The sequence below is a fragment of the Sediminicoccus sp. BL-A-41-H5 genome, from assembly GCF_050632405.1.
Lineage (GTDB): Bacteria > Pseudomonadota > Alphaproteobacteria > Acetobacterales > Acetobacteraceae > Roseococcus.
The window spans coordinates 70,730-92,531 of the sequence record NZ_CP192601.1 but is presented as its reverse complement, the minus strand read 5'-3'; the positions used below and the strand labels follow the sequence as shown (position 1 = coordinate 92,531).

The following is a 21,802-nucleotide window of genomic DNA, read 5'->3' as shown; positions in this document are numbered from 1 at the left end:
GATGGCCGCGCGATAGTGCGCGCGTGACGTTCTATTTCGCCCTCTTGCTCTTGCTGGTCTCGCTCGCCGGCGCGGCGCAGGCGCTGCTGGCCCGCCGCGCGCTGCGCCGGCTGGCGGCGACGCCCCCGCCCCTCGCCCCTGCCCTGCCCGCCAGCCTGCTGAAGCCGCTGCATGGCGATGAGCCGGGGCTCGCCGCCAATCTCGCCGCCTGCCTGGCGCAGCGCCACGCCGCCCCCTTCGAGGCGATCTTCGGCGCGGCGGACCCGGGCGATGCGGCGCTGCCGGTCGCGGCGGCCGCGATGGCGGCCAGCGCCACGCCGGCGCGCATCATCAGCGGGGGCGCGGTGCTGGGGGCGAACCGCAAGGTCTCCCAACTCGTGCATCTGGGCGCGGCGGCGACGCATGGCGCCCTGGTGATCAGCGATGCCGACATGCGCTGCCCGCCCCATTGGCTGACGGCGGTGACGGCGCCGCTCGCCGAACCGGGCATCGGCCTCGTCACCTGCCTCTACCACGGCGAGCCCGCGAATGGCGCGGCCTGGTCGCGCCTCGCGGCCCTCGGCATTGACTGGCACTTCCTGCCCAATGCCGCACTGGGCGAGGCGATGGGGCAGGCCGAGGGCTGCTATGGCGCGACCATGGCGCTCTCGCGGGAGACGCTGGACCGGATCGGCGGGTTCGAGCCGCTGCTGCCGCTGCTGGCCGATGACCATGCGCTGGGGGCGGCGGTGCGGGGTCTGGGCCTGAAGGTGGTGGTCTCGCCGGTGATTCCAGCTCACGTCATGTCTGAGAAAAACTTTTCATCCCTCTGGAATCATGAGGTTCGTTGGGCGCGTACGGTGCGGCTGCTGAACCCGGCCGGCTATGCCGGGCTGGCGCTGACCCACCCGCTGGCCTGGGCGCTGCTGGCCCTGGCCCTCGCCCCAGGCGCCGTCACCCTGGCCGGGCTCGCGCTCGTGCTGGCCGCAAGGCTGGCGCTCGCCCAGGGCGTGGATGCCGCGCTCGGCGTGGCCGGCGGCTGGCGGCGCTGGGCCTGGCTGCCCGCGCGGGACCTGCTCTCCGCCGCCGTCTGGCTGGCCGGGTTGCGGCGCGGCGGCGTGGTCTGGGGGGCGGGGCGCTACCGGCTTGGCGCGGATGGGCGGATGGTGGAAACGGGGCGCGCGCCATGAAACGCCTCATCTTCACCGCCGACGACCTCGGCCTCGCGCCCGAGACCAATGAAGCCATCGAGCATGCGCATCGCGAGGGCGTGCTGACGGCGGCCAGCCTGATGGTGGGCGAGGCCGGCTTCGAAGAGGGCGTGCGCGTCGCACGCGCCAATCCGGGGCTGGCGGTCGGCCTGCATCTCACGCTCACCGATGGCGTGCCGGTGCTGCCAGCGACCCGGATTCCGGCGCTGACGCAGAAGAATGGCCGCTTCCGGGATGACATGGCCGCACTCGGCCTGCTGCTGGCGCTCTCCCCCGCCGCCAAGGCGGAGCTGGCGGCCGAGGTGGCGGCGCAGGTCGAGCGCTTCACCGCGACGGGCCTCGCCTGCGATCATGTGAACGCGCACAAGCACTACCACCTGCACCCGCTGATCGCGGCGGCGCTGATGCAGGCGGCGGCCGGCGCCGGCGTGCGCTGCATCCGCCTGCCCTGGGAGCCCGGGCCGCTGATCCGCGCGGTAGACCGGGCCAGCCCGCGCCCGGCGGAATGGGCGCTCAAGCCCTGGTGCGGCACGCTGCGACGGCGGGCGCTGAACTGGAACCTCGTCGCCCCGGACCGCATGGTGGGGCTCGCCTGGTCCGGGCATTTCACGGCCACGCGGCTCCGCGCCGTGCTGCCCCGCCTGCCGGAGGGCGTGACGGAGCTCTATTTCCACCCGGCCCTGCGGGGCGGCTTTCCCGGCAGCGCCGCCGGCTACGACTATGCGGGCGAGTTGGCGGCGCTCTGCGACCCGGCGGTGGCGGCGGCGGTGGCGGGGCTGGAGCGCGGCGGCTATGCGGCCATGCTCTTGCCGAAACCGCGGGGCGCCCTCAGTTGAGGGGCCGCTCTTCCCCGCATGAGGTCTCCCTTGCTTCCGATCCGCCCGGACATCCCCCGCCGCGCCCTCGTCACGGGCGGCGCGAAGCGGCTCGGCCGCGCCATTTCGCTGGCGCTGGCCGATGCGGGCTTCGACGTGGCGATCCATTACAACAGCTCCGAGGCGGAGGCCGAGGCGCTGGCGGCCGAGATCCGCGCGCGCGGCCGGGCAGCGGCCATCCTGAAGGCCGACCTGATGCGCGAGGCCGAGGTGGCGCGGCTGGTGCCGGGCGCGGGCGAGGCCCTGGGCCCGCTTGGCGTGCTGGTGAACAATGCCAGCACCTTCGAGCGCGACGAATGGAACGACGCGACGCGGCAGAGCTGGGACCAGCATATCGAGCCCAATCTGCGCGCGCCCTTCCGGCTGATGCAGGATTTCGCCATGGCGCTGCCGGCGCCGCAGCACGGCGTGGTGCTGAACATGCTGGACCAGCGCGTGATGTCGCTGACGCCGCATTTCGTGACCTATACGGTCAGCAAGGCCGGGCTCTGGGCGCTGACGCAGCAGATGGCACTCGCGCTCGCGCCGCGCATCCGGGTGGTCGGCATCGGCCCCGGGCCGGCCATGCCGAGCCCGCGCCAGAGCCAGGCGCAGTTCGACCGGCAATGCGCCTCGGTGCCGCTGGCGCGCGGCACCTCTCCGGAGGAGATCGCGGCGGCGGCCATGGCGCTGCTCAGCCTCTCCTCCGTCACCGGGCAGGTGATTCACCTGGATGGCGGGCAACATCTGCAATGGTCGCCCGCCTCTCCTGGATCGGCGCCGGAGGAATAGCCGGGCGACGCCCCAGGTGCTACCTCGCCCTCTCGATCAACCGGATGCCGACACGCCCGCATGAGTTCCACGCCGCCCCGCATCCGCAAGGTCTTCGTCCGCGGGCTGGAATTGCAGGCCCGGCTTGGGGTCTATGCCCACGAGAAGGTCGGGCCCCAGCGCATCCGGATGCATATCGAGCTGGATGTGGTGGACGAGAGTGCCGCCATCGGCATCGGGCCGGACAATCTGGAGCGCGTGGTGGATTACGGCCACCTGGTCCATGCCGCCCGGGCCGCGGTGGCGGAGGGGCATGTGCTGCTGGTGGAGACACTGGCCGAGACGGTGGCCGAGATCGCCCTCCGGGATTCGCGGGTGCTGCACGCCCGCGTTTCGATCGAGAAGCCGGACGCCTTCGCCGATGCGGAAAGCGTGGGCGTGACCGTGGAGCGAGAGCGCGCGTAAATCCAAGTCAAGTCTTGACGGCCACTCCGGCGAAGAATCATCCACTGCCAAAACCGGCAATTCCGGTCGCACTGTTTTTGCAACACTTTCTTCATAAAGGCAAAACATGCAGGTCGGGCATTCCTGGCTGTTTTCATTGTTTTCAATGGGTTGATTCACTGCCCATTCTCCAGGCAATGTGATGTAACCCAAGGTGCAAGGCCGATCTCCCTGGCGCGGGCCCAGCATCACCCACAGAGTTATCCACAGGATCGGGGGATTGTTTCGTCCGGCTTGAGCCGCCCGGCCCGGCCCGGTAAGCGCAACCCCATGGAATCCGCCGATTCGCCCGAGGAGGTCGCGCCAAGCCCGCCAGAGACCGGCCCCGGGAACGGCCTGGCCGTGCTCGAGGCGACCCTGCCCACACTGCCGCTCTCCCCCGGCGTCTATCGCATGCTGGATGCGAAGGGCGATGTGCTCTACGTCGGCAAGGCGCGGGCCATCCGCAAGCGCGTCACCAGCTACACCCAGATCGCCCGCCTGCCCGAGCGCCTGCGCCGCATGGTGCACGAGACGCGGCGCGTCGAGGTCATCACCACCGCCTCCGAGGCCGAGGCGCTGCTGCTGGAGGCGAACCTCATCAAGCGGCTGAGGCCGCGCTACAACATCGTCCTGCGCGACGACAAGTCGTATCCCTGGCTGATGGTGAGCGACGACCACCCCTTCCCGCAGATCGCGAAGCATCGCGGCGAGCGGCGCAAGGGCGCCAGCTACTACGGCCCCTTCGCCAGCGTCTGGGCGGTGAACCAGACCATCACGGCCTTGCAGCGCGTCTTCCTGCTGCGGACCTGCCGCGACACGGTCTTCGACACGCGCGACCGCCCCTGCCTGCTGCACCAGATCAAGCGCTGCTCCGCCCCCTGCGTGGAGCGCATCAGCGCGGCGGACTACGGCGCGCTGGTGGCCGAGGCCAAGGAGTTCCTGGCGGGCGAGACGCCCAGCATCCAGAAGCGCCTCGCCGCCGAGATGGAAGAGGCCGCGGAGAAGCTCGAATTCGAGCGCGCGGCGTCCTTGCGCGATCGCATCCGCGGGCTGACCCATGTGCAGGGCACGTCCCGCATCAACCTCGACGGCATGGGCGATGCCGATGTGGTGGCGCTGCACATGGCGGCCGGGCAGTCCTGCGTGCAGGTCTTCTTCTTCCGTGGCGGCCGCAACAACGGCAACCGCCCCTATTTCCTGACCCACTCCAAGAGCGACATCACGCCCGAAGAGGTGCTCGGCAGCTTCCTCGGCCAGCTCTATGACGACCTGCCGCCGCCGCCGCTCGTGCTGCTCAGCCATGAGGTGCCGGATGCGCCGCTGATCGCCGAGGCGCTCTCCATCAAGGCCAGCCGCAAGGTGGAGCTCCACCGCCCGCAGCGCGGCGAGAAGCGCGACGTGGTGCTGCACGCCGAGACCAATGCGCGGGAAGCGCTGGAGCGGCGCCTCGCGGAATCCACCGCCCAGGGCCAGCTGCTCGACGGCGTGCAGCGCCTGTTCGACCTGGCCGAGCGGCCGGAGCGGATCGAGGTCTATGACAACAGCCACATCATGGGCACCAGCGCCTATGGCGCGATGATCGTGGGCGGCCCCACGGGCTTCGTGAAATCCGCCTATCGCAAGTTCAGCATCAAGGAAGCGAAGCCCGGGGACGACTTCGCCATGATGCGCGAAGTGCTGGAGCGCCGCTTCGGCCGCGCCCTGAAGGAGGATCCCGCCCGCACCGAGGAAGGCTGGCCGGACCTCGTCATCATCGATGGCGGCCAGGGCCAGCTCTCGGCCGCGAGCGCGGTGATGGCCGAGCTGGGCCTGGAGGACATCCCCCTCGTCGCCATCGCCAAGGGCGTGGACCGCGATGCCGGGCGCGAATGGTTCCACATGGCCGGGCGCGAGGCCTTCCAGCTCCCGCCGCGCGACCCCGTCCTCTATTATCTGCAGCGCCTGCGCGACGAGGCGCACCGCTTCGTCATCGGCACGCATCGCGCGGGCCGCGCCAAGTCGCTCACGAAGTCGGAGCTTGATGACGTGCCCGGCGTCGGCCCCAAGGTGAAGCGGGAGCTCCTGAACCATTTCGGCTCGGCCCGCGGCGTGCGCCAGGCGAGCGAGGCGGATCTCGGCAACTGCCCCGGCGTGGGCCCTGCGCTCGCCCGGCGGATATATGAGCATTTCCACCTTGGCGCGGGCCAAGCTACATAGACGCCGTGCCAACCGACCTGCCCAACCTCCTCACCCTCTCGCGGATCCTGGCGATCCCGCTGCTCGTGGTGTTCGTGGCCATCCGCGCCCCCTGGGCGGACATGGCGGCCTGCGCGCTGTTCTCGGCCGCGGCCATCACCGACTACTTCGACGGCAAGATCGCGCGCGACCGCAAGATCGTCTCCGATTTCGGCCGCATGCTGGACCCGATCGCCGACAAGCTGCTGGTGGGCGCCGCGCTCATGCTGCTCGCCGGATTCGACCGCCTGCCCAACTGGGCGCTGCTGCCGGCGATCGTGATCATGCTGCGCGAGATCCTGGTCTCGGGCCTGCGCGAATATCTCGCCGGCATCAATTTCGGCCTGCCGGTCACGGCGCTCGCCAAGTGGAAGACGGGCTTCCAGATGGGCGCGCTCGGCACGCTGCTGGCAGGCGACAGCGGCGCGGCCGTGATCGGCCTGGGTTTCCTGCCCGTCTCGTTGATCGGCGAGCTCATGCTCTGGACCGCGGCAGCGCTCACGCTCGTCACCGGCTGGGACTATCTGGCGGCGGGGCTGCGCCATGCGGCGCGCGAGACGCCGGCTCACACTTCGTCACCAGCCAATCGGCTGGAGCGGCCTTGAGATCGCGCGACAGGCGACGCATCTTGCACCGCAAGATGTTCTTCTACTCCAGGAGTCACGAATGCGCTTGAAGTTCTCGGCGTTCAGGGCCGCGGCCCTGCTGACCGCCACTGTCGCGGTGGCGGGCTGTACCAGCGTCGAGTCGGGGATTGCCGGCGTGCAGCGCAGCCTGTCGGGCACCTATGACCGCTTCGGGCCCAACTGGGGCGGCATGCGCCCCGCAATGCCGACCGAGAGCCTGACCGTGCAGCGCATCCGCGGCGCCGCCGATCCGCTCGAACCGCTGCGCCCCGAGCCGGGCGATGTCTGGCCCGTCGAGGAAGGCCCGCGCGCCACGCTCGCCAACCCCGAGGAGGCGCTGCGCGGCGTCCGCGTGACGGATGCGCCGCCGCCCCGCACGCGCGGCAGCAGAGGCGCCTTCGATAATGCGCCCGGCGCCGCCCCGCCCGTCATGTCCCCCATCTTCGAGGCGCCGACGCCGCCGCCACGCGCCAACCGCACCGATGGCGCGGCGCCGCCCGGCCAGGTGTTCCAGACGCCGCAGGGCGGCGTGGTGGGGACGGGCGGCGCAGGCAATGTGCAGTCCACCGTCTCTCCCCAGGGCTCCGGCCTCGCCATCCGCGACGGCGCCACCACCACGCTGATCGGCCCGGGCGGCCGCGTGCAGCAGGTGCCGACGCCGCGCTGAGCCATGCAGATCCTGTATTTCGCCTGGGTGCGCGAGAAGATCGGCCGCGCCGGTGAGGAGATCGCCCTGCCGGCCGGCATCGCCGATGTGGGCGGGCTGATGCGCCACCTGGCGACGCTCGGCCCCGGCCATGCGGCCGCCTTCGCCAACCCCTCCGCCATCCGCGCCGCCGTGAACCAGGATTTCGCCAACCTCGCCGACCCGGTGAGCGATCGTGACGAGGTCGCCTTCTTCCCGCCCGTGACCGGCGGCTGAGATGGCGCGCATCGCCGTCCAGGACGCGGAGTTCGACGTGGCGGCCGAGACGGCGCGCCTCACGCAGGGCCGCACCGATATCGGCGCCGTCGCGAGCTTCACGGGCGTCTGCCGCGCCGATGACGGGCTGGCGGCCATGGTGCTCGAACACTATCCCGCCATGACCGAGCGCGCGCTGGGCAAGATCGCGGCCGAGGCGGAGGCGCGCTGGCCGCTCACCGGCTGCACCGTCATCCATCGCGTGGGGCGGCTGCCGCCGGGCGCGCCCATCGTGCTGGTGCTGACGGCGAGCGCGCATCGCCAGGCGGCGCTGGAGGCCTGCGCCTTCCTGATGGACTGGCTCAAGACCAAGGCGCCCTTCTGGAAGCGCGAGGAATTCACCGAAGGCCACGCCCGCTGGGTCGAGGCGCGCAGCGAGGACGACGCCGCCGCCAGCAAGTGGTGAGCGCCTGCGCGGCGATTCTCGCCGGCGGCCTCCTCCTCATCTGTCCGGCCTTCCTGAACGGCTACCCGCTGCTCTTCAGCGACAGCGGCGCCTTCCTGGCGCAGACCGTCGTGCCGCTGATGATCTGGGACAAGCCCTGGGTCTACGGGCCCTTCGCCTGGCTCTTCCACCAGCATCTCTCGCTCTGGGGCACCAGCCTCGCGCAGGGCGTGATCGTCTCGCACCTCATCTGGCTGCTGGCGCGCGTGCTGGGGCGGGCCGCGCCGGGCGGCCATCTGCTGCTTTGCGCGGCCCTCGCTCTCGGCACCACCCTGCCCTGGTCGGCCGCGCTGGTGATGCCGGACATCCTGGCGCCCGTGGCCGTGCTCGCCGCGGTGCTGCTGGGCTGGGGCTGGGCGGCGCTCAGCCCCGGCGAGCGGCTCTGGCTGATCCTGCTCGGCAGTGTCGCCACCGCCTCGCATCTCTCGCACCTGCCGGTGATGCTGGCGCTTCTGCTGCCCGCGCTCGTCATGCGGCTGCGCTGGGCGCGCTGCCTCGCGGTGCTGGCGCCGCTGGCGGGGGGCATGCTGCTGCTGCTGGCCACCAACATCGCGGGGCATGGGCGCATCGCCCTCTCGCCCCATGGCAGCAGCTTCCTGCTGGCCCGCCTCGTCGCCGACGGGCCGGCCGCGCGCACCATCGCCGCGCGCTGCCCGGAGGCCGGCTGGTATCTCTGCGACTTCGCCGGCCGCCTGCCGGAGGATGCCGACGTCTTCCTCTGGGCGCCGGACAGCCCGGTGAACCGCACGCCCGAGGGCATCCCGATCTTCCTGGGCGGCATGCTCCTGGCGCCCGAGGCCCGCATCATCGTCGCCGAAACGCTGTGGCGCGAGCCGCTTTCCGTGCTGCAAGCCGGCCTGGGCAATGCCTGGCGGCAACTGCTCACGGCCGGGATCGGGGACACGCTGGGCAACCGGCACCTCGACGTGGCCGTCCGTCCCCGCATCGCCCAGGGCTTTCCGCCGAGCGAAGTGGCGGGCTTCGACGCGGCCCTGCAACGGGGCGCGGGCCTCGCCCAGGCCGGGCGCGCCATCGCCTGGCTGCACCCGCTGGTGCTGCTGGCAAGCCTGCCGCTGCTCGCCTGGGGCTGGTGGCGCGGCGATGCGCGGCTGCGTGGCCTGCTGCTGGCGCTGGTGGTGGCGGTGCTGGCCAATGCGCTGGCGACGGGCGCGCTCTCGGGCGTGCATGCCCGCTACCAGGCGCGCATCGCCTGGCTGCTGCCGCTCGGCGCCTGGCTGGCGGTTCCGCGGCGGCGCTCGCCTTTACTGAGAGGATGATTCAGCGTTTCGGCGATTCCGCCTCACCGCGTCATGCTCCAGCTCCCGGCGAGCACCGGAACCGGCATCACCCATTCGCGCCCCGCCAGCCGCGCCAGATGCGCGTGCAGCTCCGCCGCGTTGCGCGGCCAGGTGAAGCGCTCCGCCACGGCGCGCACCGCCGCGGGCGGTGGCGGGTCTGCCAGGATCGCACGGATGGCCGCCGCGATGGCCTCAGGCGTGCGCTCGGCCAGCAGGCGGCCGGCGGCGGGGCGGTCCAGCGCCTCGCGCGCGCCATCCACATCGGGCGTGACCACGGGCGTGCCGCAGGCCATGGCCTCGATCCAGGCATTGGCGAGCCCCTCGCTCGCCGAGGCCAGCGCCATCACATCGGCCGCCGCCAGCAGCGCCGGCAATTCGCCATGCGGCACGGGGCCCAGCAGCCGCACGCGACCTTCGAGGCCGAGGCGTCGCACCAGCGCGGCAAGGCGCCCCGCCTCGGGGCCGCCGCCCGCGATCAGCAGCGTCGCATCCGGCAGTTCGCGCATCGCCGCGACCACCAGCGCATGGCCCTTGCGCGGGATGAGCGCGCCGAGGCTGACCACGAGCGGCCCCGCCACACCCAGCGCCCGCTTCGCCGCCACGCGCGGGCGCGGGCGGAAATGATCGAGGTCGCAGCCGGTGTAATGCACGCTGACGCGCTGAGCCGGCATGCCCATCGCCACCATGTCCCGCGCCAGCGCGGCTGAGACGGCGAGCAGGCCGTCGGCCGCCTGCCCCGCGCGCCGCACCTGCCCGGCCGTGCCGCGGCGACGGCCCCAGAAATGGATGTCGGCGCCGCGCGCCTTGATCGAGCAGGGCAGGCCCAGTTCCCGCGCGAGGCGGATCGCGGCCGGCCCGTCGGGGAAGAAGAATTCGGCATCCAGCACGTCCGCCGTGAAGCCCTCGGCGCGCCAGGCCGCGAGCACGGGGCGCACGGCGCGCGCCAGCAGCCAGGGGTTGAACGGCGCGCTCAGCCCCGGGATCAGACGCAGACGCGGCCGCGCGACGCGCAGGCCATGCCACTCCTCCTCCAGCGGCAGCGCGCGCGGCCGGGCGTAGCGCGGGAGGCGGTCGAGCGGCGGGGGCGGCAGGGGCAGCGGGCTCACCACCCGGACCTCCACGCCGGGCCGCGCCGCCAGTGCCCGCGTCTGCGCGCCGACGAAGACGCCGAAATGCGGCTGCACGGCATGCGGGAAGAGCGTCGAGAGCGTGACGACGCGCAGCGGCGCGCCGGCCGGGCCACTCCATCCGGCAGGGCCCGGCCGGCGGCTCACCTCACGCCTCCGGGCGGCGGCGGCGCATCGCGGCCATGCCGAGCAGACCGAGGCCGAAGAGGCCGAGCGAGGCGGGCTCCGGCACGGCCACGATCTGCGAGCTGGCATTCACCACCGCGCCGCCGCCCAGGAAGCTGGCCGTGAAGACCATCGTCTCGGAGAAGCTCGGCCCCGGCAGCGCAAATTTGCTGACGATCACCGGCGTCGCGTCATTGCCCGGCCCCGTGAAGGTGGCGGTCGCGAGCGGGATGGCGCGGCTGAAGGCCACATCCGCCGCATCGGCGTAGTTCGCCACCGTGACGCCGCCGACGGCCGCGCCGTTCACCAGGATGTTGGCGGTGAGCGTGCTGCCCAGCGCGCCGATCAGCCCGCCCGCGCTCTGGCTGTCCAGGCCGGTCTGCGTGACCTCCAGTCGGATCGTGCGCGGGCCCGTGCCGAAGCCGGTGAGCGAGGCGATGTTCGTCGTCTGCGCCGTCATGCCCGGCTGCGCGATGAGCGGGCTGCCGCCGGCGATGACCGAGACCAGCTCGAACCGGCCGGTCGAGCCGCTGATGACCAGGCTCCCGGTGAAGGAGGAGCCGCTGAGCCCGGCCTGCAGCACGTCATCCTCGAAGACGCGGTACTGCAGCAGCGGCGCCGCCGAAGCCGAGGCCCCGATGCCGAGCCCCAAGAGCAGGAGCAGGACAAACCTGGATGAGCTTCGCATGGTCGTGGCCTCCGTGTAGGTGGCGCCGCGATTGGGCGTCACGACGTGAGCAGCAGAAATCGTGCCATGGATTTTCTGTCGTCTTTTCCAAGCGTTACCGGCCAATCCCCAGCCCTTGCCACGCGGCTGTCAATAATCCCGACATGCCCCCTCACCCGCCTTCCGACTGCGCCCGCGCGGCCGCCGCCACGCCCGCCGCCGCACCCTGTTCCAGCAGGCGGCGCAGCAGCGCGCGCGCCTGGCGGGGATCGGCCCCCGGCGCCTCGATGCTGATGACGGCCAGCACGGGGCGGCCCGCCGCGCCGCCCAGCCCCTGCCAGAGGCGCGTGGCGCGCGCGCGCAGGCCATCGCCCGCGGGCGCGCCGCCATGCCAGGCCGCGACGGCAACCGCATCCGCCCCGCCCGGCGGCTGGCGCGCCTCCCAGCGCGCGCCCTCGGTCTGGATGGCGAAGGTCACCGCCTCATCCTCCTGGCCGCTCGCAAGCTGGCGCTCGGCGACCACGGCCGACCAGCGGGCGCTGGCGGGGAAGCGGCGCAATTCAGCGCGCAGCACCAGCGCACCGCAGCGCAGCGCCGCCCCTTCGTCCGCGCACCCCTCGCCGGCGCTCAGCGCCATCACGATGCGCTCCGCCCCGCCGGCGGGCGCCCGGTCCAGCGCGGCGGCCAGCCCGGGCATGGCGAGGCCGGCGCCGAGCGTCAGCCCGGCCGCCGCCGCGAGCCTGCCGCCGCGCCAGGGGCCGGCGGGCGGCAGCGGAATCGGCGGCGCCGGCTCCGGCCGATCCTCCCGGAAGGGCAGGCCCGCCAGGATCAGCAGCAGGATGACCGCCGAGAAGAAGACCCAGCCATAGATCAGGTGATCCGCCGCCGCCGCCTCCGCGCTGCCCCAGTGGTGGCCGAGCAGGACGATACCCAGCGCGCGCATGCCGTTCGCCACCACCGGCACCACAAGGGCCAGCACCATGACCAGCACGCGCCGGCCGGGGCTTCGGAACATCACCAGCGCGTAGAGCGCGCCGAAGGCGAGGGAGGCGATGATGAAGCGCAGCCCCGCACAGGCCTCGGCCACGAGGAAGGTGCCGGCGGCGAGTTCGATGATCAGCCCATCCGCGTGATGCGGAATGCCGAGCAGTTCCAGCCCCATCACGATCATCACCGCCGTCACCCGCTGCAGCGCGGGCACCAGGAAGGCGCCGAAGGGCACGAGGAAGACGAGGTAGAGCAGCGGCGCCGCCATGGCGCGGCAGACGCGCCAGCCGAGCACGGCCAGGACCAGCGAGAGCATGGCGGCAAGCGCCGCGAATTGCCGCCCCTCCATCACACCCAGCCGCTCGGCCAGCCACCAGGCGCAGCCCGCGCCCAGCGCCGGCAGCGCGGCCCAGGGCGTGGGGCGCGGTGCCAGGGCCGCCAGCCGGTGCCGCCGCGTCCAGCCGAGCCAGAGCGCGACGGGCAGCACCAGCCAGCAGTGATTATAGGCGGCCGAGTTCTCCCAGACGGTGACGGCGGCCACGCCCTCGGCGCGGAACACCCAGCCGAGGGCCACGAGCCCCGCCGCCAGCACCAGCAGCGGCACCACCCAGCCCTCGCCACGCAGGCTCGCGGGCGGCGGCGCGATGGTGGCGCGCGCGGCGATGTTCATACGACGAGCGCCGCTTCGCGCACGCGCAGCATGGCATCCAGCGGGCCAAGCGTGACCGCCCAGTCATGCCCCGTCGCCACGGCCGCCCGCGCCGCGGCCCCGAGGCCGGGCCATTCGCCGCGCAGCACGGCCCGCACGGCCTGCGCCGTCGCCTCCGCGCCATCGGACACCAGCAGGTCTCGCCCCGGCATCGCCTTGATGCCCTCGAAGGCCGGCGTGGAGGCGATGACGGGGCGCGCCATCGCCATCGCCTCCAGCACCTTGTTCTGGATGCCGCGTGCGACGCGCAAGGGCGCCACCGCCGCCGCCGCATGCGCGATGTAGGGGCGCGTATCGGGCACGCGGCCGGTGACATGCACGCCGGGCAGCGCGGCCAAGGCCCGCACCTCCGCCGTGGGGCGCGCGCCCACGATGTGGAATTCCGGCGCGGGGCCGGGCTGCGCGCGCAGGCGCGGCAGCACCTCGCGCGCGAGATCCCGCACCGCCTCGATATTGGGCGGGTAGTCCATCGTGCCGGTGAAGACGAGGGCGGGCGCGCCGGGCGGATAGGGATCGGCATGCGGCACGCCAGGGTCGAAGACGTCGAGGTCCACGCCGTTCTCGACCCAGCCCGCGCGCCCCCGTGCCTCGGGCGCGAGGTCCAGGAAGCGGGCGCATTCGGGCTCGGAGACGAGCAGCGTGCGGTCGAAGAAGCAGGCCGCGCGGCGCTCGAAGGCGAGCAGCGTGCGTGCCTCCCGCGCCCAGAGCTGGCGGCGCGGCGGATGCGCGGCAGCGGCATAGGCGCGCCATTTCTCGCTGTCCACGTCCACGAGGTCGAGCACGCGTCGCGCCACGCGCGGCCCCCGCATCACATAGGGCGCCATGGCCGAGGAATAGACGAAGACCGCGTCATGCCGGCGCGTGGCCAGGGAAGCCTCCACCCAGGCCTGGAGGCCCGGCGCATGGAACCAGCCCAGCGTCAGCGGCAGGCCGGGCCGCGCGCGGGAGAGCGTGCGCAAGGCGGCGAGCGCGCCGCCCGCGATGGGCTCGCAATGCACCGCCGCGCAGCGCTGCCGCAGCATCGGCAGGTGCTCCGCATCGGCCGGATCATCGGAGAGGCAGCCCAGATCCACCTCCCAGCGCCGCGCCAGGTGGTCGAGCATGTGCCAGGAGCGGATGCGGTCCCCCTTGTCGGGCGGATAGGGCAGGCGATGCGTGAGGAAGAGCAGGCGTCCCATCTTCGTCACCCCAGGCCGCGCACGATGGGCGGCCCCAGCAGTTTGGCGAGCGGCAGCGGCATGCGCCGCCAGGCCGCGATCATCAGCCGGTATTTCGGGTTGGCCGGATTGTGCTCCGGCAGGCTGGCCCCCGCGCCGAGCTGATAGGCGTAGTGCAGCGGCTGCGGCGCGAAGCCCCAATGCTGCTTGAACTCGAAGGCGCCGGTGCCCTGCTTGCTGCGCCCGAAGTCGAACAGGCGCGCGCCGCGCTCGCTCCCCGCACGGCGCATCACCTCCCAGTACATGACGTCATTGGCGGCCAGCCGCCGCGCCGCCAGCGTGCCGCCGCCGTAATAGGGCAGCACCTCCTCGCGGAAATGGAAGTTCATGACCGCGGCCACCGGCGTGCCCTCATGCAGCACCGTCACCACATCCATCGCATCGCCGAAGACCTCCGCCAGCAGCCGGAAATAACCGCGCGAGAAGACGGCCAGCGGCGGCCGGGTCGCCACCAGTGTCACCGTCACCATGGATGGCCGGCAGGCCGGCCGCTTCACGCTCGACCAGGGGCAGTACCAGAACTGGCACGAGGCCTTCTCCTCCAACGGCAAGAATGGCGGCCAGGGCCTGGGCGACCCCGCCCAGGGCTGGCTGAACATCCGCCAGGACGTGGCGCATCTGCAGGCCACCGGCGCCATCGCATCCTATGACCTGACGCGCGGGGTGGACCCGACGCTGCTCAACGCATGGGGTGCCGCCATCACGGACCCCGGCTGGAACGCGCCGCTCGCGACCAATGGCGTGACGCAATACATGCCCGGCACCGGCGGGCGCGCCGATATCGGCTTCACCACCCAGTCCAACACCGGCTGGCTCATGACGCAGGATGCCCGCGCCGCCGCCCATGCGCTGGGACAGGCGGAAACCGCGAGCGCCATTCCCTGGCATCTGCGCGATGTCGCCAACAACACCTGGCTCAACACCGACGCCTACCCCACCCTCTGGACCGATGGCCGCGGCGGCGTGGGCAGGCCGGGCGACGCCACCTCCGGCGGGCTCACGCAGCCGCTCGATGCCAGCAGCGGCTGGACGCTGGATGCCGCCCACCAGCCCGACCTCTCCTTCGTGCCCTATCTGCTGACCGGCCAGCGCTGGATGCTGGACAACCTCCAGGCCCAGGCGAGCTGGAGCATCATGAGCCAGTGGCCCCAGCTGCGCGACGGCGCGGGGGACCTCGTCGTGCAGGGCAACCAGGTGCGCGGCGCCGCCTGGAGCCTGCGCCAGATTGACGAAGCCGCCTGGGCAAGCCCCGAGGGCAGCCGCGAGAAGGCCTATTTCACCGAGGCCTCGGCGCAGAACTGGGCCTGGCTGGTGAAGCAGATCCCGGTCTGGACCCAGCAGCAGGGCGAGGCGCATGGCTGGCTGCCCGGCGAATACGGCATCAAGGGCGCCATGCCGCCCTGGCAGCAGGACTACTTCGCCTCGACCGTGATCGCCGCCGCCAGCCGCGGCAATGCCGATGCGATGACCTTCCTGAAGTGGCAGGAGAACTTCCTGGTCGGCCGCTTCACCCACGCCGCCCAGGGCTTCGATACCCATGACGGCGCCGCCTACCTGATCGCGACCGGCGATGCGACGACGGGCGCGCTCTACACCAGCTGGGCGCAGATGGGTGCCGCCATGGATGCGCGCGGCTGGTCCAACAATGCGGGCTGGTCGCAGAGCCAGGGCGACTACGCGCAGCTGGCGCTGGCCACGCTGGCCGGCATCGCGCGCGTGACCGGCTCGGCCGAGGCCGCGCGCGTCTACGCCCAGCTCATCGCCGATGCGGCGCCCTTCACCAGCAGCGCCGACTTCCTCCGCGACCCGACCTACGCGATCGCGGCGCCGACGGTGACGACGGCGAGCGCCATCACCAAGGCCACGACGACGGACCCCGCGGCCCCTGCGATGCTGGATCTCGTCATCGTGCTCGGCGCGGAATCCTGGCAGGGCGACCCGCAGGCCGAGGTGCGCGTGGATGGCGTGCAGGTCTGGGCCGGCACGGTCAGCGCGCCGCATGCCACCGGCGGGGCCGCGATCAGCCTCGGACAGGTCACGGCCGGCATGGCGCATGCCGTCACCGTCAGCTTCCTGAATGACGGCTGGGGTGGCTCGGCCAGCACCGACCGCAACCTCCATGTCGAGGACGTCAGGCTCGGCGGCATTTCCACCGGCCTGAAGGCGGCGCTGCTGGTCAATGGCGACGCCACGCTCGCCCTTCCCATGAACCCGCCCCCCGCCAGCATGACGGCACCGGCGACGACCACGCCGCCGCCCGTGATCCCCGGCGGGCTCGACCTCGCCATCGTGCTCGGCGCGGAAGCCTGGCAGGGCGACCCGCAGGCGGTGGTGCGCGTGGATGGCGTTCAGGTCTGGGCCGGCACGGTCACCGCCGCGCATGCCACCGGCGGGGCCGCCATCGCGCTCGGCCAGGTCACGCCGGGGGTGGCGCATGCCGTCACCGTCAGCTTCCTGAACGATGCCTGGGGCGGCTCGGCCAGCACCGACCGCAACCTCTATGTCGAGGATGTCAGGCTCGGCGGCGTCTCCACCGGCCTGAAGGCGGCGCTGCTGTCCAATGGGGACGCCACGCTGAACCTGCCCGCCACGGTCACGGCCCCGGCGCCGACCTCCATCTCGACGCCCGTCTCCGCCCCGGCCGCCACCGCGGCACTCGACCTCGCGATCGTGCTGGGGGGCGATTCCTGGCAGGGCGATCCGCAGGCGGTGGTGAAGGTGGACGGCGTCCAGGCCTGGGCCGGCACCGTCACGGCGGCGCATGCCACCGGCGGGGCATCCATCGCGCTGGGCCAGGTTGCGGCAGGCGTCGGGCATGCCGTCACCGTCAGCTTCCTCAATGATGGCTGGGGCGGCTCGGCGAGCATGGACCGCAACCTCTATGTGGAGGACATCAGGTTGGGCGGCGCTTCCACCGGGCTGAAATCCGCGCTGATGAGCAATGGCGACGTCACGCTCACCCTCGCGGCGGTGGCCACCGGCAAGCTGCTGAACGGCACCGGCGGCGCCGATCTGCTCACGGGCGGCCTGGGCCATGACACGCTCGCCGGTGGTGCGGGGAACGACACGCTGAACGGCGGCGCGGGGCAGGACCGGCTGACCGGCGGCAGGGGCAAGGATGTCTTCGCCTTCACCAGCGCGGCCGAGGCGAATGGCGATGTCATCACCGATTTCAGCCGCACCCAGGGCGATCGGCTCGACCTGCGCCCGATCGACGCCGACACCACCCATGCCGGCGACCAGGCCTTCACCTACATCGCAGGCGCGCTCTTCAACGGCACGCCCGGCCAGCTGCGCTATGCGGAGGGCGTGCTCTCGGCCGACCTGAACGGCGACACGTTGCCCGACGTCCAGATCACGCTGGAGGGCGTGCCTTCGCTGCGCGCGGGGGACTTCTGGCTGTAGCGGAAAGCGGCGCGGGTCAGAGCCGCGCCGCCACCCCGCTCACTCCCGTCGCGAATTCCAGCTGTGCCAGCGCCGTCAGATAGGCGGCGCGCGCATTGTTGGCGCCGACGCGGGTCGCATTCAGCGTGCGCAGCGCGTCCAGCACATCGAGCAGCGAACGGCCGCCCGCCAGATAGGCCTGCTCGGCGCTGCGATAGGCGAGCTCGGCCCGGTTGAGCGCGCCGCCCGTGTAGAGGCGCAGCAGCGCGCGGGACTGCTCATAGGCCGCCCAGGCGGTGGCGAAGTCGGCGCGCCCCTGCAGCAGCGCGGCACGCGCCTGCGCCTCCAGCTGCGCCTGCTGCCCCTGCGCCGTGCCGACCTGGCCGGTCACGATCTGGTTGGTGAAGAGCGGCACGGAGAGGCTGAAGGTGAACTGGTTGGTCGCGTTCAGCGGCTGCGAAGCGCTGGGCAGGTCCTGCGAGAGACGGGAGCGGCTCCAGCCGCCATTCAGCGTCACGTCGCGCCAGCGTTCCGCCTGGGCGAGGTTGGTGTTGGCCGCGCCCGCCGTGGCGGCGCGGGCGGCGGCCACCACATCGGCGCGGTTCTGCACCGCCTCGGCCAGCTCGTCCCGCGTGGCGCCCGGCGTGGGCATGGCATCGAAGCGGCCACGGACATCGAGCGCGATGGGCGGCAGCGCGGCCGTGGTCGCGCTGCGCGCGGCGGGCGCGTTGAAGGCGGCGGCGTCCATCGCCAGCACGACCGCCACCTGCGCCACGGCGGCCGCGTAGTTCTGGGCGGCGGCGGTCACGTCCGCCTCGAAGGGCAGCCGGCTCGCCTGGAAGCGCAGCAGGTCACCCTCGGGCAGCGCGCCATCCTGGAGCTGGCGGCGCAGCAACGCCTCGGTGCGGTCCAGGCTGCCGCGGTTGGCCAGCGCCACCTCAAGATTGGCGCGCGCGGCGAGTGCGGCGATGAAGGCCTGGCGCAGTTGGAAGAACTGCATGCGCAGCGCATCCAGCACCTGCGCCTCGGCCACCGCGATATTCTGCTCGGCGAGGCGCGTGCGCAGCGTGCGCTTGCCGCCCGTCTCGATCAGGACGGTGAGGCCGAGCGCGATGTTGTTCGCCGGGCTGATGAAGCGCGCCCCCTCGATCCGGTTGCCGTTCTGCGTGCTGTTGAACTCGGCGAAGGTGTTGCCGATGCTCACCTGCGGCGGCGGCAGCGAGGAGGCGACGAGGCGCTGCGCGCGCACCGCATCCACGCCCCGCTGGGCGGCGATGACGGTGAGGTTGCGCTCCAGCAGCATCCGCTCCGCCTCATCCAGTGAGAGCACGCGCGTGCCGGCGGGCAGCGGCAGCGGCGCCATGCCGGGGCCCATGGCACGCGCCGGGCGGGCCTGCTGCGTCGAGGGGCCTGGTGAGGCGACCGGCGGCGGCGTCTGCGCCAGGGCTGGCGCTGCCAGCAGCAAGGCCAGGGCGGGTGTGGCGCGCCTCATGCCGGCAGCCCCGCGCGCTCACGCCGCGCGGCCAGCGCCGCCTCCTGCCGCGCGAGATCCTTGGGCCGCCCCAGCAGGTCGATCAGCGCCGGGAAGACCACCAGGATGAAGACCGGCACGAGGCCGATGCCGCCCACGACCACGATGGCCAGCGGCTTGGTCACATCGGCGCCGATGCCGGTCGCCAGCGCCATGGGCAGCAGGCCGAAGAAGCTCGCGAAGCAGGTCATGAAGACCGGGCGCAGCCGGTCCTGGCCCGACTGGTCGAGCGCCGCCCGCCAGGGCATCCCCTCATGCCGAAGGTGGTTGAAATGGGCGAGCAGGATGATCCCCTCCATCACGGTGATGCCGAACAGCGCCAGGAAGCCGATGGCAGCCGGCACCGAGAAGTTCAGCCCCGCCGCGCCAAGCGCCAGGATGCCACCGACCAGCGACATGGGCACCATGGCCATCACCAGCAGCATCTCCCGGATGTTCCCGAACTGCACGTAGAGCAGGATCATGATGATGATCAGCGCGACAGGCACGATCATGAGCAGCCGCTTCACCGCCTCCTGCAGGTTGCGGAACTCGCCCACCCAGTCCAGGCGATAGCCCGGCGGCAGTTGCACCTCACGCGCCACCAGCGCCTGCGCCTCCAGCACGGCGCTCGCCGGGTCGCGGCCACGGACGGAGAAGCGGATGGGCACGTAGCGGCTGCCATCCTCGCGGTAGACATAGGCCGTGCCGGAGACGAGCTGGATACTCGCCACATCCGCCAGCACCGCGCCGCGCGGCCCGCCCACCGGGATGCGGCCGATGGTGTCCAGGCTGTTGCGGAAGGGCTCGGCCAGGCGCACCACGATGGGGAAGTTGCGGTCGCCCCCAGGCTCGTAGAGGCGCCCTGCCTCCCGCCCGCCGATCGCGGCCTGGATCACGTCATTGATCTCCTCCACGCGCAGGCCGAAACGTGCCGCGCGGGCGCGGTCAATGGTGACCGAGACGGTGGGCTGGCCGAGCGTGGGGAAGACCGCGATGTCGGTGAGGCCCCGCACCTGCGTCAGCAGGCCGCGGATCTGCTCCGCGCGCGCCGTCAGCACATCCAGCTCCGTGCCGAAGACCTTGATGGCGTTAGCCCCCTTCACGCCCGAGGCCGCCTCCTGGACGTTGTCGCTGATCGCCTGGGCGAAGCTGAACTGCACGCCGAGGAAGCGCTCGGACAGGCGCGCATTGATCGCCGCCACCAGGCCATCGCGATTCTTCGCCGTGGTCCATTGCTCCGGCGGCCGCATGGGGATGAAGAATTCCGCGTTGAAAAAGCCGGCCGGGTCCGTGCCGTCATCCGGCCTTCCCTGCTGCGAGGTGACGGTCAGCGCCTCGGGGAATTCCATGAGCGTCGCGCGGATGCCCTGCACCGTGGCGTGGCCTTCCTCCAGCGAGATGGTGCCGGGCATGGTGGCGCGGACCCAGAGGTTGCCCTCCTCCAGCGTCGGCAGGAATTCGGCGCCGAGCAGCGAGAGCACGAAGATGGAGACGGCCACGAGCATGGCGGCGACGGTCAGCGCGAAGGCGCGCAGGCCCATCGCCGCGTGGTAGAGCCTCCCGTAGGACCAGCGCAACGCGCGCACCAGCGGCGTATCCCGCTCCTGGCTGTTCTCGCTCAGCAGCACGGCGGAGAGCGCGGGGACGATGGTGAAGGCCGCGATGAGCGAGCCCGCGATGGCATAGGCGTAGGTCTTGGCCATCGGGCCGAAGATGCGCCCCTCGATGCCGCCCATGGTGAAGAGCGGGATGAAGGCGACGATGACGATGAGCAGCGCGAAGAGGATCGGCTTGCCCACCTCGCTCCCCGCGCGGAGGATGATGAGCGAGATGCCCGACAGCCCGCCGGAAGCCTGCCCACCCGCATAGAGATGCGGGTTGCGCCGCGCCATGGCGAGGTGGCGGTAGATGTTCTCCACCATGATGATGGTCGCATCCACGAGCAGCCCGAAATCGAGTGCCCCGATGCTGAGCAGGTTGGCGCTCTCGCCGCGGGCCAGGATCACCAGCACGGCGAAGAAGAAGGCGAAGGGGATGGTGGCGGCGACGACGATGGCGCCCCTGAGATCGCCCAGGAAGAGCCACTGGATGACGAGGATGAGCACCACGCCCACGATGATGTTGTGCACCACCATGTGGGTGGCGAGCTTCACCAGGTCCTCGCGGTCATAGATCGGCACGATGCGCACGCCGGGCGGCAGGATCCCGCCGGCATTGATGCGCGCCACCTCGGCCTGCACGCCATGGATGGTGGGCAGCGTCTGCTCGCCGCGGCGCATCAGCACGGTGGCCAGCACCACATCCTCATCCTGCTCATGCCCCGCGATGCCCAGGCGCGGCAGGGCGCCGATCTCGATGGTCGCGACATCGGAGAGCAGCACCGGCGTGCCGTCGGCCGAGGCGTTGAGGACGATGTTGCGGATGTCGTCCAGGCTGCGGATCAGGCCGATGCCCTGCACCACCGCCGCCTGCGGCCCGATCTGGATGGTGCCCGCACCCACCGTCGCATTGCCGCTGCGCACCGCCTCGATCACGGCGGGCAGCTGCAGGCCGAAGGCATTGAGGCGCGGCAGGTCGATGGTGACGGAATAGGCCTTGCTGCGGCCGCCGAAGCTCGTCACATCGACCACGCCGGGCACGCGCTTGAAGCGGCGCTCCAGCACCCATTCCTGCAGCACCTTCAAATCATCGGGCGAGAAGCCGGGCGGGCCCACGATGCGGTAGCGCATGATCTCGCCAATGGGCGAGAGCGGGCTGATGGTGGGGTTGGCACCCTCCGGCAGGTCCCGAAGGACGGCGAGCCGGTTCAGCACCTGCTGCAAGGCCTGCTCGTAGGTATAGGCGAAGGTGAACTGCACCCGCACGTCGGAAAGGCCGAAGAGGCTGGTCGAGCGGATCGAGTTGAGATTGGGCAGCCCCGCCATCGCAAGCTCGACCGGGATGGAGACGTAGCGCTCGATCTCCTCCGCCGATTGCCCCGGGTTCTGCGTGATGATGACGACCTGCGGTGGCACCGGGTCCGGATAGGCCTCGATGTTCAGCTTCAGGAAGCCATAGGCGCCCACCGCCACGAAGGCGATGAAGAGCAGGATGACGAGCGCCCGCTGCTGCAGGGAAATGGCGACGATCTGGCGCATTCAATGCCTGCTCAAATGGGCCGCGCAACGGCGCGGCGGAAATTCAGGACA

General features: G+C 71.9%; 18 protein-coding genes. 11 read left to right on the top strand and 7 right to left on the bottom strand.

The annotated features are described in order from the left end of the window. Positions 1-23 precede the first annotated feature (23 nt). The 10 genes from hpnI to ACQ860_RS00415 all read left to right on the top strand — a co-directional run bounded on the left by hpnI (position 24) and on the right by ACQ860_RS00415 (position 8,824). Positions 24-1,169, top strand: a complete 1,146-nt coding sequence (gene hpnI / locus ACQ860_RS00460) for a bacteriohopanetetrol glucosamine biosynthesis glycosyltransferase HpnI (RefSeq protein WP_431301438.1) — start codon at positions 24-26, stop codon at positions 1,167-1,169. Continuing rightward, positions 1,166-2,026, top strand: coding sequence for a hopanoid biosynthesis-associated protein HpnK (hpnK, locus tag ACQ860_RS00455; RefSeq protein ID WP_431301437.1), 861 nt, complete (start codon positions 1,166-1,168; stop codon positions 2,024-2,026). Before hpnI ends, hpnK begins: the two co-directional genes overlap by 4 nt. Positions 2,027-2,044: 18 nt before the next feature. Then, positions 2,045-2,836 carry an SDR family oxidoreductase gene (locus tag ACQ860_RS00450; protein WP_431301436.1) on the top strand — a complete coding sequence of 264 codons (792 nt, stop codon included), beginning with the start codon at positions 2,045-2,047 and terminating at the stop codon, positions 2,834-2,836. Positions 2,837-2,896: 60 nt separating this feature from the next. After that, entirely contained in the window at positions 2,897-3,280 is a 384-nt protein-coding gene (folB, locus tag ACQ860_RS00445) for a dihydroneopterin aldolase (RefSeq protein ID WP_431301435.1), read from the top strand. Between the two features lie 309 nt (positions 3,281-3,589). Then, the gene (gene uvrC / locus ACQ860_RS00440; RefSeq protein ID WP_431301434.1) at positions 3,590-5,497 is read left to right on the top strand and encodes an excinuclease ABC subunit UvrC; all 1,908 of its coding nucleotides are present in this window, start codon (positions 3,590-3,592) and stop codon (positions 5,495-5,497) included. A 5-nt stretch (positions 5,498-5,502) separates the two neighbouring features. Further along, complete coding sequence (pgsA, locus tag ACQ860_RS00435) at positions 5,503-6,120, top strand: CDP-diacylglycerol--glycerol-3-phosphate 3-phosphatidyltransferase (RefSeq protein ID WP_431301433.1); 618 nt, start codon at positions 5,503-5,505, stop codon at positions 6,118-6,120. Positions 6,121-6,181: 61 nt separating this feature from the next. Then, positions 6,182-6,808, top strand: a complete 627-nt coding sequence (locus tag ACQ860_RS00430) for a hypothetical protein (protein WP_431301432.1) — start codon at positions 6,182-6,184, stop codon at positions 6,806-6,808. A gap of 3 nt (positions 6,809-6,811) precedes the next feature. Further along, the gene (gene moaD / locus ACQ860_RS00425) at positions 6,812-7,063 is read left to right on the top strand and encodes a molybdopterin converting factor subunit 1 (RefSeq protein WP_431301431.1); all 252 of its coding nucleotides are present in this window, start codon (positions 6,812-6,814) and stop codon (positions 7,061-7,063) included. Between the two features lies 1 nt (position 7,064). Then, the gene (locus tag ACQ860_RS00420) at positions 7,065-7,508 is read left to right on the top strand and encodes a molybdenum cofactor biosynthesis protein MoaE (protein ID WP_431301430.1); all 444 of its coding nucleotides are present in this window, start codon (positions 7,065-7,067) and stop codon (positions 7,506-7,508) included. After that, positions 7,505-8,824: a hypothetical protein gene (locus ACQ860_RS00415; RefSeq protein ID WP_431301429.1), complete on the top strand. Its 1,320-nt coding sequence runs from the start codon at positions 7,505-7,507 to the stop codon at positions 8,822-8,824. Before ACQ860_RS00420 ends, ACQ860_RS00415 begins: the two co-directional genes overlap by 4 nt. Before the next feature lie 23 nt (positions 8,825-8,847). Here the strand turns inward: ACQ860_RS00415 and ACQ860_RS00410 are convergent, their stop codons facing one another. The 5 genes from ACQ860_RS00410 to ACQ860_RS00390 all read right to left on the bottom strand — a co-directional run bounded on the left by ACQ860_RS00410 (position 8,848) and on the right by ACQ860_RS00390 (position 14,187). Next, complete coding sequence (locus tag ACQ860_RS00410) at positions 8,848-10,119, bottom strand: glycosyltransferase (RefSeq protein ID WP_431301428.1); 1,272 nt, start codon at positions 10,117-10,119, stop codon at positions 8,848-8,850. A gap of 1 nt (position 10,120) precedes the next feature. Further along, positions 10,121-10,825: a PEP-CTERM sorting domain-containing protein gene (locus ACQ860_RS00405; RefSeq protein ID WP_431301427.1), complete on the bottom strand. Its 705-nt coding sequence runs from the start codon at positions 10,823-10,825 to the stop codon at positions 10,121-10,123. 151 nt (positions 10,826-10,976) lie between these two features. After that, complete coding sequence (gene xrtA / locus ACQ860_RS00400; protein ID WP_431301426.1) at positions 10,977-12,461, bottom strand: exosortase A; 1,485 nt, start codon at positions 12,459-12,461, stop codon at positions 10,977-10,979. Next, on the bottom strand, positions 12,458-13,678 hold the full coding sequence (locus ACQ860_RS00395; RefSeq protein ID WP_431301425.1) for a TIGR03087 family PEP-CTERM/XrtA system glycosyltransferase: 1,221 nt from the start codon (positions 13,676-13,678) through the stop codon (positions 12,458-12,460). Before ACQ860_RS00395 ends, xrtA begins: the two co-directional genes overlap by 4 nt. Positions 13,679-13,683: 5 nt before the next feature. Continuing rightward, positions 13,684-14,187 carry a GNAT family N-acetyltransferase gene (locus ACQ860_RS00390; RefSeq protein WP_431301424.1) on the bottom strand — a complete coding sequence of 168 codons (504 nt, stop codon included), beginning with the start codon at positions 14,185-14,187 and terminating at the stop codon, positions 13,684-13,686. On the opposite strand from ACQ860_RS00390, the gene ACQ860_RS00385 reads away from it, so the two are divergent. Then, positions 14,186-17,122 carry a carbohydrate-binding domain-containing protein gene (locus ACQ860_RS00385; protein ID WP_431301423.1) on the top strand — a complete coding sequence of 979 codons (2,937 nt, stop codon included), beginning with the start codon at positions 14,186-14,188 and terminating at the stop codon, positions 17,120-17,122. The two genes, ACQ860_RS00390 and ACQ860_RS00385, sit on opposite strands and share 2 nt — an antisense overlap. 16 nt (positions 17,123-17,138) lie before the next feature. Here ACQ860_RS00385 and ACQ860_RS00380 read toward each other — a convergent pair whose 3' ends face one another. Together ACQ860_RS00380 and ACQ860_RS00375 are read right to left on the bottom strand one after the other, a co-directional pair. After that, positions 17,139-18,593, bottom strand: a complete 1,455-nt coding sequence (locus ACQ860_RS00380) for a TolC family protein (protein WP_431301422.1) — start codon at positions 18,591-18,593, stop codon at positions 17,139-17,141. Further along, positions 18,590-21,751 (bottom strand): efflux RND transporter permease subunit, encoded by a 3,162-nt coding sequence (locus tag ACQ860_RS00375; RefSeq protein WP_431301421.1) that lies wholly within the window; start codon positions 21,749-21,751, stop codon positions 18,590-18,592. Before ACQ860_RS00375 ends, ACQ860_RS00380 begins: the two co-directional genes overlap by 4 nt. Positions 21,752-21,802: the final 51 nt, after the last annotated feature.